This window comes from Ruegeria sp. BHSA118, from assembly GCF_059613405.1.
This window is the reverse complement of sequence record NZ_JBXWSM010000023.1, coordinates 40,540-54,860: the sequence shown is the minus strand read 5'-3', so window position 1 is coordinate 54,860 and position 14,321 is coordinate 40,540. Positions and strand designations below refer to the sequence as shown.

The 14,321-nt window shown below is 58.8% G+C and carries 13 protein-coding genes and 1 pseudogene; 3 read left to right on the top strand and 11 right to left on the bottom strand.

The features are described 5' to 3' along the window. Positions 1-236: pseudogene (locus AC2FNN_RS09440) on the top strand (TetR/AcrR family transcriptional regulator); the annotation flags it as partial. A 21-nt stretch (positions 237-257) separates the two neighbouring features. On the opposite strand, the gene lpdA reads toward AC2FNN_RS09440, so the two are convergent. The 10 genes from lpdA to mdh all read right to left on the bottom strand — a co-directional run bounded on the left by lpdA (position 258) and on the right by mdh (position 12,061). Further along, positions 258-1,646 carry a dihydrolipoyl dehydrogenase gene (gene lpdA, locus AC2FNN_RS09435; RefSeq protein ID WP_496758142.1) on the bottom strand — a complete coding sequence of 463 codons (1,389 nt, stop codon included), beginning with the start codon at positions 1,644-1,646 and terminating at the stop codon, positions 258-260. A 72-nt stretch (positions 1,647-1,718) separates the two neighbouring features. After that, positions 1,719-1,988, bottom strand: coding sequence for a hypothetical protein (locus tag AC2FNN_RS09430; RefSeq protein WP_152456823.1), 270 nt, complete (start codon positions 1,986-1,988; stop codon positions 1,719-1,721). Between the two features lie 2 nt (positions 1,989-1,990). After that, a complete protein-coding gene (gene odhB, locus AC2FNN_RS09425) occupies positions 1,991-3,505 on the bottom strand; it encodes a 2-oxoglutarate dehydrogenase complex dihydrolipoyllysine-residue succinyltransferase (RefSeq protein ID WP_496758140.1) in 1,515 nt (504 codons plus the stop codon). 3 nt (positions 3,506-3,508) lie between these two features. Beyond that, positions 3,509-6,466 carry a 2-oxoglutarate dehydrogenase E1 component gene (locus tag AC2FNN_RS09420; RefSeq protein ID WP_496758138.1) on the bottom strand — a complete coding sequence of 986 codons (2,958 nt, stop codon included), beginning with the start codon at positions 6,464-6,466 and terminating at the stop codon, positions 3,509-3,511. Beyond that, positions 6,463-7,002 carry a DUF805 domain-containing protein gene (locus tag AC2FNN_RS09415; protein WP_496758137.1) on the bottom strand — a complete coding sequence of 180 codons (540 nt, stop codon included), beginning with the start codon at positions 7,000-7,002 and terminating at the stop codon, positions 6,463-6,465. The genes AC2FNN_RS09420 and AC2FNN_RS09415 overlap by 4 nt, the downstream gene beginning before the upstream one ends. A gap of 76 nt (positions 7,003-7,078) precedes the next feature. Next, positions 7,079-7,690 (bottom strand): hypothetical protein, encoded by a 612-nt coding sequence (locus AC2FNN_RS09410; RefSeq protein WP_496758135.1) that lies wholly within the window; start codon positions 7,688-7,690, stop codon positions 7,079-7,081. 84 nt (positions 7,691-7,774) lie between these two features. Beyond that, entirely contained in the window at positions 7,775-8,656 is an 882-nt protein-coding gene (gene sucD / locus AC2FNN_RS09405) for a succinate--CoA ligase subunit alpha (RefSeq protein WP_117870362.1), read from the bottom strand. 13 nt (positions 8,657-8,669) lie between these two features. After that, complete coding sequence (locus AC2FNN_RS09400) at positions 8,670-9,497, bottom strand: glycosyltransferase family 25 protein (protein WP_496758133.1); 828 nt, start codon at positions 9,495-9,497, stop codon at positions 8,670-8,672. Positions 9,498-9,594: 97 nt separating this feature from the next. Next, entirely contained in the window at positions 9,595-10,788 is a 1,194-nt protein-coding gene (gene sucC / locus AC2FNN_RS09395; RefSeq protein WP_496758132.1) for an ADP-forming succinate--CoA ligase subunit beta, read from the bottom strand. A gap of 310 nt (positions 10,789-11,098) precedes the next feature. Then, positions 11,099-12,061 (bottom strand): malate dehydrogenase, encoded by a 963-nt coding sequence (gene mdh, locus AC2FNN_RS09390; RefSeq protein ID WP_496758130.1) that lies wholly within the window; start codon positions 12,059-12,061, stop codon positions 11,099-11,101. A gap of 167 nt (positions 12,062-12,228) precedes the next feature. On the opposite strand from mdh, the gene AC2FNN_RS09385 reads away from it, so the two are divergent. Next, a complete protein-coding gene (locus AC2FNN_RS09385) occupies positions 12,229-12,984 on the top strand; it encodes a sulfite exporter TauE/SafE family protein (RefSeq protein WP_496758129.1) in 756 nt (251 codons plus the stop codon). On the opposite strand, the gene AC2FNN_RS09380 is transcribed toward AC2FNN_RS09385, so the two are convergent. Beyond that, a complete protein-coding gene (locus AC2FNN_RS09380; protein ID WP_496758127.1) occupies positions 12,985-13,290 on the bottom strand; it encodes a hypothetical protein in 306 nt (101 codons plus the stop codon). Positions 13,291-13,461: 171 nt separating this feature from the next. Here AC2FNN_RS09380 and AC2FNN_RS09375 point away from each other — a divergent pair, with 171 nt between their 5' ends. Next, entirely contained in the window at positions 13,462-14,319 is an 858-nt protein-coding gene (locus AC2FNN_RS09375) for an HpcH/HpaI aldolase/citrate lyase family protein (protein WP_496758125.1), read from the top strand. The last annotated feature ends 2 nt before the right edge of the window (positions 14,320-14,321 follow it).

Sequence of the window (14,321 nt, the reverse complement as noted above, 5' to 3'; positions counted from 1 at the left end):
CTGTCGCCGAAATAGGACCGGTGGCCTATTGTTTTGAGCGGTATTTCCGCATCGTGATGCTGTGGCTCGAAGATGCAGAGGTGCGCAAGGACGTGCCACCCGAGCTATTGGCCGAAGGTGTGCAGGCCTTTGCCATACAGGCCATGTCATTAAGATTCTGCGCGTTGCATTCAGCGACGACATTCACCGACAGGTTGGAGACCTATCTGGATGCGTGGTTGACCCCGACAGGCTGATCGCTGCCGGGGTCAAGGTTGTCAGCTGTGGATCGGGCCGTCGCCGCAAGCCAGTGCGGCCTCGCGCACGGCTTCGGAATAGGTCGGGTGCGCGTGGCAGGTCAGGGCCAGATCTTCGGCGGATGCGCCGAATTCCATCGCCACGCAGACCTCATGGATCAGGTCGCCTGCGCCGGGGCCGATGATGTGGCAGCCCAGGATACGGTCGGTTTCCTTGTCGGCCAGAACCTTGACGAACCCGTCAGAGGCAAAGTTGGCTTTGGCGCGGCCGTTGCCCATGAACATGAACTTGCCGACCTTGTAGGCACGGCCTTGTTCTTTGAGCGTCGCCTCGGTTTCACCGACATTTGCGACCTCGGGCCATGTATAGATCACCCCCGGAATGACACCATAGTTCACATGCCCATGCTTGCCCGCAACCTGTTCCGCGGCGGCCATGCCTTCATCTTCGGCCTTGTGCGCCAGCATCGGGCCTTCGATCACGTCGCCTATGGCGTAGATGCCCGGTACGTTGGTCTGCCAGTCCTTGCCCACCTTGATCTGGCCGCGCGAGGTCATCTCGACGCCCAGAGCGTCCAGCCCCAAACCATCGGAATAAGGTTTGCGACCGGTGGCCACCAGCACGGTATCGGCGTCAATCACATGCTCGCTGTCGTCCTTGAGCAGCTTGTATGTCACCTTGGCCTTGGTCTTGGTTGCTTCGGTTTTCTGCACCGCTGCACCCATGATGAAATTTAGCCCCTGTTTCTTGAGGATACGCTGGAAGGTTTTTTGCACCTCAGGGTCCATGCCCGGAGTGATTTCCTTGAGGAATTCGATCACCGTTACCTCAGCGCCCAGGCGGCTGTACACCGAACCCAGTTCCAGCCCGATCACACCCGCGCCGATCACCACCATTTTCTTCGGAATCTTACCCAGAGACAGCGCACCGGTTGAGGTCACAACGACCTTCTCATCCACTTCGACACCGGGCAGCGAGGACGGTTCGGAGCCTGACGCAATGATGATATTCTTGGTTTCATGGATTTCATCGCCAACCTGAACCTTGCCGGCCGCAGGGATCGATCCCCAGCCTTTCAGCCAGTCGATCTTGTTCTTCTTGAACAGGAACTCGATGCCCTTGGTGTTGCCCTCGATCACCTCGTCCTTATAGGCCTGCATCTGTTTCCAATCGACCGAAGGGCTTTTGCCCTTTAGGCCCATCTTGGCAAAGTTGTGTTCGGCTTCATGAAGCTGATGGCTGGCATGCAGCAAAGCTTTTGACGGGATGCAGCCCACGTTCAGACAGGTGCCGCCCAATGTTTCGCGCCCTTCGACCACAGCAGTTTTCAGACCCAGCTGTGCACAACGGATCGCACAAACATACCCGCCGGGGCCGGCGCCGATTACGATGACGTCATAATTTGCCATTATATTCTCCTAAATCGACCGGACGTTCCGGCGCTTCCCCGACCCGATCTGGCGGGTCGGGAATATCTATTGTCAAACGGGTTCCAGCAGCTTGATCGAGATATGCGCGATACCGCCGCGTTCATGGTGCATTGCCAATTCCTCGGATCCGAAGAATGCTTTGGCCTTGTCCAGGTTGATCACCTCGAACATCGCGATCGCATGGTCCTTCTGATCGGGGTCGCGCCAGACATGCAGGTCGCGGATACCCGCGGCCTTGCGCATCGGCTTGTCCTCGCGGAACACTTTCAGCCAGGCGTCGAAATCGGCCACATCGGCCTGCCAGAGTACATGTGTCGCCATGGTTACAGATCCATCAGCAGGCGGCGCGGATCTTCCAGCGCCTCTTTCACACGAACCAGGAAGGTCACGGCACCTTTGCCGTCAACAATGCGGTGGTCATAGGACAGGGCCAGATACATCATCGGGCGGATCTTGATCTCTCCATTGATGACCATCGGACGATCCTGGATCTTGTGCATGCCCAGAATGCCCGACTGCGGGGGGTTCAGGATCGGCGAGGACATCAGCGAGCCGTAAACACCACCGTTCGAGATTGTGAAGGTACCGCCCTGCATCTCGGCCATCGAAAGTTTGCCATCGCGGGCGCGCTTGCCCTTTTCGGCGATGGCTTTTTCGATGGCTGCAAAGGACATGCTGTCCGCGTCGCGAATGACCGGAACCACCAGACCCTGCGGCGTACCGGCGGCCACGCCCATATGCACGAAGTTCTTGTAGACGATGTCGGTGCCATCGATTTCGGCATTGACCTCGGGCACTTCTTTCAGGGCATGGCAGCAGGCCTTGGTGAAAAAGGACATGAAGCCCAGGCGCACACCGTGCTTCTTCTCGAACTGGTCTTTGTACTGATTGCGCAGGGCCATCACCTCGGTCATGTCCACTTCGTTATAGGTGGTCAGGATCGCGGCTGTGTTCTGCGCATCCTTCAGGCGCTTGGCGATGGTCTGACGCAGACGGGTCATCCGTACACGCTCTTCGCGGGCCTCATCTTCGGCAGCAACCGGTGCGCGCGGAACCTGAGCAACGGGCGCCGGCGCAGCCGCTGCGGGTGCGGGGGCCGAAGCGGTTGCAACTGCCTTGGCGACATCTTCCTTCATGATGCGACCATCGCGACCGGTGCCGGTGACCTGATCGGCTGACAACCCGGCCTCGGCCATCGCCTTTTCGGCAGACGGCGCATTTGCAACATCCTTGCCGGTGCTTGCCGCAGCAGGAGCCGCCGCAGCAGCAGCCGGTGCAGGGGCTGCGCCTGCTGCCGCGCCTGAGATGACTGCCAGCTTTGCGGTTGCATCAACGGTTGCACCTTCCGGTGCGACGATTTCCGCCAGAACACCCGCAGCCGGAGCGGGCACCTCAACCGAGACTTTGTCGGTTTCCAGCTCACACAGCATCTCGTCTTGCGCGACGCTGTCGCCGACTTGCTTGAACCAGGTCGAAACAGTCGCCTCTGTCACGGATTCGCCAAGCGTGGGCACCATCACGTCAACCGACCCGCCCGATGCAGAGGGTGCAGTCTCGGGGGCTGCTGCGGCTGTTGCCGGGGCAGGCGCGGCTGCACCTTCACCGGCAGCAATCGTCGCCAGCAGAGCATCGACACCAACCGTGTCGCCTTCGGCGGCCACAATCTCACCCATCACGCCGGCAGAGGGCGAGGGCACTTCGACCGTCACCTTGTCAGTCTCCAGCTCACACAGCATCTCATCCACGGCGACCGCATCACCGGGCTTTTTGAACCATGTTGCAACTGTGGCTTCGGTGACCGACTCGCCAAGCGTGGGAACACGAACTTCAATCGTCATCGCTTATTTTCCTTCGAGGCTCAGCGCTTCGTTAACCAGCGCTTCTTGTTGGGCTTTGTGTTGGCTGGCCAGGCCCGTTGCGGGCGAGGCCGAGGTTGCGCGACCGACATAAACCGGACGGGTATGTTTCGCGCCGATCCGGGAAAGAACCCATTCGATATTGGGTTCGATAAAGGTCCACGCACCTTGGTTCTTTGGCTCTTCCTGACACCAGACCATTTCGGCATTCTTGAACCGTTCAAGCTCGTTGATCAGAGAATGCGCCGGGAACGGATAGAACTGTTCGATCCGCATCAGGTAGATGTCGTCGATGCCACGCGCATCGCGTTCCTCCAGCAGGTCGAAATAGACCTTGCCGGAACACATGACGACGCGCTTGATCTTGTCATCAGCCACCAGTTTGGTGTCTGAGTTGCCCTTCTGCGCGTCATCCCACAGCACACGGTGGAAGCTGGAGCCTGTGGTGAAGTCATCCGCCGTGCTGACTGCCAGTTTGTGACGCAGCAGTGATTTCGGTGTCACCAGGATCAGCGGCTTGCGGAAAGTCCGGTGCAGTTGGCGGCGCAGGATGTGGAAATAGTTCGCAGGCGTTGTGCAGTTCGCCACGATCCAGTTGTCCTGACCGCACATTTGCAGGAACCGCTCCAGCCTTGCCGACGAATGCTCGGGGCCTTGCCCCTCGAACCCATGCGGCAGCAGACAGACAAGGCCGGACATCCGCAGCCATTTCGATTCACCCGAACTGATGAATTGGTCGAACATGATCTGCGCACCGTTGGCAAAGTCGCCAAACTGGGCTTCCCACAGAACCAGCGCATTTGGTTCGGCCAGTGAGTATCCGTATTCAAACCCGAGCACCGCATATTCGGACAGCATCGAGTCGATCACTTCGTAATGCGACTGACCTGCGCGAATGTTGTTCAGCGGATAATACCGTTCTTCCGTTTCCTGATGGACAAAGCCCGAGTGCCGTTGACTGAACGTCCCGCGCGTCGCGTCCTGACCGGACAGTCGAACCGGAAAGCCCTCGGTCAGCAACGAGCCAAAGGCCAGCGCTTCACCCGTGGCCCAGTCAAAGCCCTTGCCACTGTCGAACATCTGTTTCTTGTGGTCCAGCAGACGCGCAACGGTTTTGTGTACCGCAATATCCGCAGGGGCGTGGGTCAGCGCGTTGCCGATCTCGGCCAGAGTCGCCGGGGCGATGGCGGTTTCGCCGCGCACATAGTCCTCTTTGTTCCTGTCCAGATGCGACCAGCGCCCATCCAGCCAGTCGGCCTTGTTGGGTTTATAGTCTTTGCCGGCCTCGAACTCATCATTCAGATGAGCCTGGAAGGCGGCCTTCATATCCTCGATCTCGCCCTCGGGGATCAGGCCGTCTTTGACCAGACGTTCGGTATAGAGCGACAGAGTGGTCTTATGCGTCTTGATCTTCTTGTACATGATCGGGTTGGTGAACATGGGCTCGTCGCCCTCGTTGTGACCGAACCGGCGATAGCAGAAGATGTCGATGACCACGTCCTTGTGGAACTTCTGGCGGAACTCGGTCGCCACCTTGGCTGCATGAACAACCGCCTCGGGGTCATCCCCGTTCACGTGGAAGATCGGCGCCTCGACCATCAGCGCGATATCCGTCGGATAAGGGCTGGAGCGTGAGAAATGCGGCGCCGTGGTAAAGCCGATCTGGTTGTTCACCACGATGTGCATTGTCCCGCCGGTGCGATGCCCGCGCAGACCGCTCAGGCCAAAGCCTTCGGCCACGACGCCCTGACCGGCAAAGGCCGCATCCCCGTGCAGCAGAATGGCCATGACCTTGGTGCGGTCCGCGTCGCCCAACTGATCCTGCTTGGCGCGGACCTTGCCCAGAACCACAGGATTCACCGCCTCAAGATGCGACGGGTTCGCCGTCAGCGACAGGTGCACGCTGTTGCCGTCGAACTCGCGATCGCTTGAAGCACCGAGGTGGTATTTCACGTCGCCCGAACCATCCACGTCTTCGGGTTTGAAACTGCCGCCCTGGAATTCGTTGAAAATGGCGCGATAGGGCTTGCCCATCACATTGGCCAGAATGTTCAATCGGCCCCGGTGCGGCATCCCGATCACGATATCGCTGAGGCCGAGCGCGCCACCACGCTTGATGATCTGCTCCATCGCCGGAATAAGCGCCTCACCGCCATCCAGGCCAAAGCGCTTGGTGCCCATGTACTTGACGTGCAGGAACTTTTCAAAGCCCTCGGCCTCGACCATTTTGTTCAGGATGGCTTTGCGGCCTTCCTTGGTGAACTGGATTTCCTTGCCATAGCCCTCGATCCGCTCTTTCAGCCATGCGGCCTCTTCCGGGTTCGAGATATGCATGTATTGCAGCGCAAAAGTACCGCAATAGGTCCGCTTCACGATCTCGACGATCTGTCGCATCGAGGCGACCTGAAGTCCCAGAACGTTGTCGATAAAGATCGGGCGGTCCATGTCGGCATCGGTGAAGCCGTAGGTCTTCGGGTCCAGCTCAGGATGCGTGCTGGCCGCGCGCATGCCAAGGGGGTCAAGGTCGGCGGCCAGATGGCCCCGGATCCGGTAGGCGCGGATCAGCATCAGCGCCCGCAGACTGTCCAGCACCGCGCGCTTGATCTGGTCATCGCTGACTTCGACACCTTTGTCGGCGGCCTTGTCCTTGATCTTCTTGCCTGCGGCCTTGGCGTCAATCTCGGCCCACTCGCCGGTCAACGCACCGGTCAGATCATCCCCTGGCATGGGCGGCCAGTCCGTGCGCGCCCACGAAGGCCCTTCGGCCTCACGCTGCACATCAGGCGCGGCGTCACCCATGGCCTTGAAGAACTCGACCCAGGCAGCGTCTACCGCACCGGGGTTCTTGGTGTACTGCGCGTAAAGCTGTTCCAGGTACTCGGCGTTGTGCCCCTGCATGAAGCTGGAGGCGTGAAAGGCAGTATTGGGCGAGTGTTCGGTCATTGGGCTACCTCATGTGGGTTGGGACCGTATTGATTGGTGCCTGGCTGGCTGGGGCGGGTCAGCCACCACAGCACCAGAAGGGGCGACACCACCAGAACGATAAGTGTCGGGATGACGATCAGCAATGTTGCGCGGGTAAACAAAATGTCGAGCGTTCCGCCGTGGAATTGGCTGGCCAGTCCGATGCCAAAGATCAGGACCGCAAAAGCCCCAAGGATCAGCAGGATCGGCAGCAGAGCGTACAGCCCACTGCGCCCGGTATCGTGCATCCGCCGAAAGGCCACGGCCAGATGCGGGAGGAAGACGATCAGGCCGACGATACTCTGTACCGGGCCTGTTATAGTGGCCGTGACGGATTTGGACGTCTCGGTTTCGGTCACCGCGACCTGAGTGAAGAACTGTAGGTCAATGACCCCGGCGATGATGCTCCAGATCACGATGAACAGGAAAAAGAACCAGTATTCGGGCCGCGAGGCACGACCCGAGAAGGTGAAGAACTTGGAGAAACAGGTGCGAATGGCGTCAGAGAAGGTCATGGGGTGACCTCATGTGCATCCGTTTTTGCGGAGCGACGGGCAAAGTGAAGCTTAGAAAAGGGGTTTAGTTTGCTAGTCATCGTAGCGCGTTTCCTGAATTGGACACAGAAGCCACAAAAACGTAACGGAGATCGACAGTTGAATTTTCAAACCGTTCGTACGCCATGTTCGCAATTGCACGGGCATTATAAAGAGTTATCTGCGTATCATCTTTTCTAAATCTGCCGATCTGAAAATCCCGTACTTTTTCAGCTTGGCGGGCTTTCACAACATTGAGTGGGGGGCGGCTTGACGTCAAAAAGCACAACTGCTCTGTGTCAAGCAACCGAACGGTCAGTACCGCATCGCCTTTAGGATCGCTAAAGTAAAAGTCCCAATCATACGGGTTGGCGGGCTTGGCAAGAAACTTGCGGGACGACAACTCTCGGACGATGTCGTAGTCACTATTTTTTCCCCAAGCCAAACCATATTGCAGATTGAACATGGCAGAATGGTCGAGTGCGCGCTCCTCGTCCGGTTTTTGTGCCTCCCAGCCAAATTCTTGCAAGTTGGCCTCCAAGGACTCCGCTTGAAACCCGGCGGAACACAAGCCGATTGTCTTCCAAAAATCGATTGCACTAGCGGTAGACGGCGCAACGAGCACCATCGGCATTGCGAACAGTATAGCTGACAACCGTTTCAAGTTCATGCCGATGTAAGATCCTCTGACAGGTTCTGCTAGTTGTAAATGCAAGCCGGGCTGAAGCCCGGCCTGCGCACGGATTGTGCGGGCTTACCCAATCGCTTCCAGCACAGCCTCACCCAGCTGCGCCGGGCTTTCGGCCACGACGATACCGGCCGAGCGCATGGCTTCGATCTTGTCTTCGGCACCGCCCTTGCCCCCGGCGACAATCGCGCCTGCGTGGCCCATGCGGCGGCCCGGAGGGGCTGTGCGGCCTGCAATGAAACCGGCGGTCGGCTTTTTGCGGCCCTTCTTGGCCTCATCCGCCAGGAACTGTGCGGCTTCTTCCTCGGCCGAGCCACCGATCTCACCGATCATGATGATCGACTCGGTTTCGTCATCCGCCAGGAACCATTCCAGCACGTCGATATGCTCGGTGCCTTTGATCGGGTCACCGCCGATTCCCACACAAGTGGACTGGCCCAGACCCACATCGGTGGTCTGCTTGACGGCCTCATAGGTCAGGGTGCCCGAGCGCGACACAACGCCGACCGAACCGCGCTTGTGGATGTGACCGGGCATGATGCCGATCTTGCAGGCGTCGGGCGTGATGACACCGGGGCAGTTCGGACCGATCAGACGCGAGCTTGAGCCTTCCAGCGCGCGCTTCACCTTCATCATGTCCAGAACCGGGATGCCTTCGGTGATGCAGACGATCACTTCCATCTCGGCATCAATCGCTTCGAGGATCGAGTCAGCCGCGAATGGGGGCGGTACGTAGATCACCGATGCGTTGGCTTCGGTCACATGCTTGGCCTCGTGGACCGAGTTGAACACGGGCAGACCCAGATGCTCCATCCCGCCTTTGCCGGGGGTGACGCCGCCGACCATCTTGGTGCCATAGGCAATGGCCTGTTCGCTGTGGAATGTACCCTGCGAGCCGGTAAAGCCCTGACAGATCACTTTGGTGTTTTCGTCAATGAGGACTGCCATTTTGTCCCTTTCTCTAGGCGGTGTTGGATTGATTGGGTTCAGTCGCCGGCAGAACCTGCGGCGCATAGGTAATTTTCTCGAGCGTGGCACGCCCCAGGGCCAGGTTGGCCGTCGTGCGCAGGCCGCTGCTGATTTCAGCGATGCCACGCCTTACTTTTTGCCGGATCAGAGGCCAGCCTGTTGGCCGCGCGCGCGGTGCCCCCATATTGTATTCGCCGGGCGCTTCGTTGCCCTGTTCGACCATGGCCGGGATCACCTGATAGATGTTGATCTGACGCGCCGCCGGCGAGGCGGAAGGGTTGAACAACAAACCATCCAGCGTAATGTCAAAGGGTTTCTGCGCCAGGAAGTGCCGGGCCGCTTCGCGTGTCAGCGCATAAGCTGCACCTCCGGGATGGCGCGAACGCATCAGGCGCAGTTCCCGCCCCAAATGGGACAAACGCTTGCGTCCAAGTGCCACGTAAAGCTTAGTGCTGCGCCAGCGTTCGAACCGCACGATGTCGGCATCCTCTGGCCACCAGGACGGGTCGTTCAGCCAATCGGCCAATTCTGGGGTCAGGAACACGTCATCCTCAAGGACCAACGCTTGTTCCGCGCCCGAGGCGATCAATGCCTCCCACGCTTTGGCGTGGCTGAGAGTGCAGGCCATGTCCTTGGTATGGAAATAGCCCCACGGCCCCTCGGCCTTGCACTCGCGCAGGAAATCCTCACGGGTGGCGGCATCGCAGTCAACAGCATTGACGCGCGTCGCCGACAGGCCTGCCTTTTGCAGCTCCTGCTCCATCAAACGCGCCCGCCCTGTGGCGCGTTCAAGACCTATGAGGAAGATGGGGATGGTCATCAGATCGATTGCTTCTTTCGGCCTTGCGCGGCAATGCTTTTCAGCTTGGTTTTAGCCGCGATGGGGCGGGCCCGAGGCCAGCCCCACTTGAACAAGCTTATCCCTTGACCGCTTTCACGATCTTCTCGGCACCGTCTTTCAGGTTGTCTGCCGCGATTACGTCCAGGCCAGAGGTGTTGATGATCTCTTTGCCCTTCTCGACATTCGTGCCTTCCAGACGCACAACCAGCGGCACCTTCAGGCCAACTTCTTTCACCGCGGCGACAACGCCCTCAGCAATCACATCACAGCGCATGATGCCGCCGAAGATGTTGACCAGAATGCCTTTGACCTGCGGGTCCGATGTGATGATCTTGAACGCTTCGGTCACCTTCTCTTTGGTGGCGCCGCCACCCACGTCGAGGAAGTTGGCAGGCTCAGCCCCGTACAGCTTGATGATGTCCATCGTCGCCATCGCCAGACCGGCACCGTTGACCATGCAGCCGATCTCACCATCCAGTGCGATGTAGTTCAGGTCGTATTTGCTGGCTTCCAGTTCCTTGGGGTCTTCCTCGGTCGTGTCGCGCAGTTCGGCAATATCCGGGTGGCGGTAGACCGCGTTGCCGTCAAACCCGACCTTGGCGTCCAGCACCTTGAGGTCGCCGCTGTCGGAAACGATCAGCGGGTTGATCTCCAGCATCTCCATGTCCTTCTCGACGAAGGCTTGATAGAGCTGACCCATCAGTTTGACGCATTGCTTGACTTGCGCGCCTTCCAGACCCAGCGAAAAGGCGATGCGGCGGCCGTGATAGGGCATGTAACCGGTGGCCGGATCGACCGAGAAGGACAGGATTTTCTCGGGCGTCGCGGCGGCTACTTCTTCGATGTCCATGCCGCCCTCGGTCGAACAGACGAAGGAAATGCGGCTGGTCTGGCGATCCACCAACAGGGCCAGGTACAGCTCACGCTCGATGCCGGATCCGGCCTCGATATAAATGCGGTTGACCTGCTTGCCTGCGGGGCCGGTCTGATGGGTGACCAGCGTGCGGCCCAGCATCTTCTTGGCTTCCTCGGCGGCTTCTTCCACCGATTTGGTCAGACGGACACCGCCTTTTTCGCCCGCGTCGGTCTCTTTGAAGCTGCCCTTGCCACGTCCACCTGCGTGGATCTGAGCCTTGACGACCCAAAGCGGCCCATCCAGTTCACCGGCTGCGGTTTTGGCTTCCTCGGCGCGCAGAACCGCGCGACCGTCGGAGACCGGAGCGCCATAGCTGCGCAAAAGAGCTTTGGCCTGATATTCGTGAATATTCATCGAAACTGTCCCGTCTGACTACGATTACCCCGTTATAGGGGTGTCTAACGGGCAAGTTTAAAGGGTTTTTTGATGCTCGATGGGTTTTTAGCGAAGATTTTCGCTATTTGTGATCACAGTATTTTAGGGTGTGATCACAAACTTTCTGATGCGGCAAAACGATTCGAAAAAACTGCGCAGCGTAAGAAAATCATATTCGAAAAAAGGGATTTGCGGCGTTTGCGCCAACATTTGCGACCGGGACATGCGTAGGCCAAACGAAAACCGGCCCTGAAACGGGCCGGTCTGTTATTCGAAGTTCAGGGCTGTTTTACGCCAACGAGCTGTCGATGCCCTTGCACGCGTCGATCAGGCCCTTCACGGCGTTCACCGAGTTGTCGAACCCTGCCTGCTCGTTTTCGTTCAGCTTGATGTCAACGATACGCTCGACGCCGCCGGCGCCTATGACGGTCGGGACGCCGACATAGAGCCCGTCTACGCCCAGTTCGCCGTTGCAATAGGCCGCACAGGGCAGAACACGTTTCTGGTCTTTCAGATAGGCTTCGGCCATTTCGATCGCCGACGTTGCAGGCGCGTAATAGGCCGACCCGGTTTTCAGCAGGCCAACGATTTCTGCGCCGCCGTCACGGGTGCGCTGCACGATGGCGTCCAGTTTCTCTTGCGTGGTCCAGCCCATCTCGACCAGATCAGGCAGCGGAATGCCGGCAACGGTCGAGTAACGGACCGACGGCACCATGGTGTCGCCGTGGCCGCCCAGAACAAACGCGGTGACGTCGCGCATCGAGACGTTAAACTCTTCCGACAGGAAGTGTGCAAAGCGCGCCGAGTCCAGCACGCCAGCCATGCCGCAGACTTTGTTGTGCGGCAGACCCGAGAATTCGCGCAAGGCCCAGACCATCGCGTCCAGCGGGTTGGTGATGCAGATCACGAATGCGTCGGGTGCGTGGGCTGCGATGCCTTCACCGACCGACTTCATGACTTTCAGGTTGATGCCCAGCAGATCATCGCGGCTCATGCCCGGTTTGCGGGCTACGCCTGCGGTCACGATGCACACATCCGCGCCGGCAATATCTGCATAGTCGCTGGTGCCTTTCATCGAGGCGTCGAACCCTTCCGAAGGGCCGGATTCTGCGATGTCGAGCGCCTTGCCCTGAGGCAGCCCGTCTGCGATGTCAAACAGGACAACGTCACCCAGTTCTTTGACAGCTGCGAGATGTGCGAGCGTGCCGCCGATGTTCCCCGCGCCGATCAGCGCAATCTTGGGTCTGGCCATTTGGAATTTCTCCATATCCGGTCGGTATTGAAATCGCGGTTGTGCTAGTCGTTAAAACGTCAATAGGCAAGAGTTCTGCGACGTGGCATACAACCGCATACTGTTTGCAGGCCCTGCTTTGATTGCGCTAAACGGCCTTTGAGACAAGCCAAAACCGGGACTGTCACATGTTCGAATTGAACTTGATGTTTTTTGCCGTGGCGATCCCTGCCGTGATCTTTGCCGGTATCTCGAAGGGCGGTTTCGGTTCCGGCGTGGCCTTTGCCTCGTCATCGATTCTGGCCTTGATCCTGACGCCCGGGCAGGCTTTGGCCCTGATGCTGCCGATTTTGATGGTGATCGACGTGGCCACGTTGGGTCCCTATTGGAGGCGGTGGAGCTGGCCGGATTCCCGTCTGCTGATCCTTGGCGCGGTGCCCGGTGTGGCGATAGGGGCATGGCTTTACCGTGCAACGGATGATGATCTGTTGCGTCTGCTGATCGGTGGCATCTCGGTCGGGTTCGTAATCTGGCACGTCGCGCAGTCGAAAGGGTGGGTGCGCGGGTTTGCCAGGCGACTGCCGCCGACTTCTGGTTTGTTTGCCGGGCTGGTCGCGGGTTTCACAAGTTTCGTCAGCCATGCCGGTGGCCCCCCGGCAGCGGTCTATCTATTGTCGCAACGCCTGACGAAAACCGAATTTCAAGCCAGTACGGTACTGGTTTTTTGGGTGATCAATATCGCGAAATTCATACCCTATGCGTATCTGGGCATGTTCACATGGCAGACGTTGTGGGCGGATTTGCTGCTGACACCCTTTGCGATCCTGGGGGCATGGCTGGGCGTCCGGGCACATTTCATGTTGTCCGAACGCCTGTTCTTCGGGCTCGCCTATGTGCTGCTGACACTCACCGGCAGCAAACTGATCTGGGACGCGCTTACCTGATCAGGCATTGGGGGGCAGCGCCTCGGCCACCTCTTCAAAAGCCTGACCCGACGCCACAAGGCAGGTGATCCCGTTGGGCAAAGTCACCGTGATCGTCCAGCTGCCGTTTTCGTTCGAGGCAAAAAGCTCCATGACAGCGCCTTTCCGGGCCAGTCCCAAACCCCTGCGCGTTTCACCATAGTCCTCGTGCAACCGCTCCAGCACAGCTTCTCTGGGCGCACAGTTTTGACCCTGAGCGTGCACATGTTGCGCGGCCAGGACCATGATCCCAAGCCCCATCGTCATCTTGAACACCGTCTTTTGCATCCCGTACCCTTTTTTGATTCCAGCTGCCGATCAGGGTGGGTGGCAAGGGACGAAATCCGGTTAAGGGAACGCACGTTGCGTCGTGTTTGCTGCGGTGCGGCAATTTTGTGCTTGAACTTTCCTGCAAAAAATGGCCCATTCCGCGCAACTTTATTTCAATGGGAGTGGTCCATGGATCCTCGTCTGCGCCCCTATCGTTCGGTTCTCTACATTCCTGGTTCGAAGGACCGGGCTCTGGACAAGGCCCGCTCTTTGCCTGTGGATGCGATCATCTTCGACCTGGAAGATGCAGTTGCAGCGGACGAAAAAGAAAACGCTCGCGAAACGCTGAAAGGGGCGCTGGCCGCTGGGGGGTATGGTACGCGGGTCAAGATCGTCCGGATCAATGGGCTGGACACCGAATGGGGGCGTGCCGATGCCGAGGCGGTGCGCGACATGGATGCCGATATTGTCCTGTTGCCCAAAGTGAATTCGGCGGCTGACGTGGATGCTCTGGCGGCGATCACCGGAGAATTGCCGATCTGGGCCATGATGGAAACGCCGCGCGGAATGCTGAACGCTGCCGAGATCGCCGCGCATCCGCTGATGGCCGGGTTCGTGATGGGCACAAACGATCTGGCCAAAGAGCTGCAAACCCGCTTTCGTCCCGATCGCTTGCCGATGATGACTTCGCTGGGTCTGTGCCTGTTGGCCGCCAAGGCCGAAGGGCTGATCATCATTGATGGCGTGTACAACGCTTTCAAGGATGCCGAGGGTCTGGCCGCCGAGTGTGCGCAGGGCCGCGACATGGGCTTTGATGGCAAAACACTGATCCATCCGGCCCAGGTCGATGTGGCCAACACAGCCTTCGCACCATCGGATGACGAGATCGATCTGGCCCGCCGCCAAATTTCGGCATTCGAAGAGACCGAAGCGCAAGGGCAGGGTGTCGCCGTCGTGGATGGCAAGATTGTTGAAAACCTGCACGTTGCAACGGCCCGTGAAATTCTGGCAAAAGCAGAGGCGATTTCAGCTTTGCAAGCGGGGTAAGC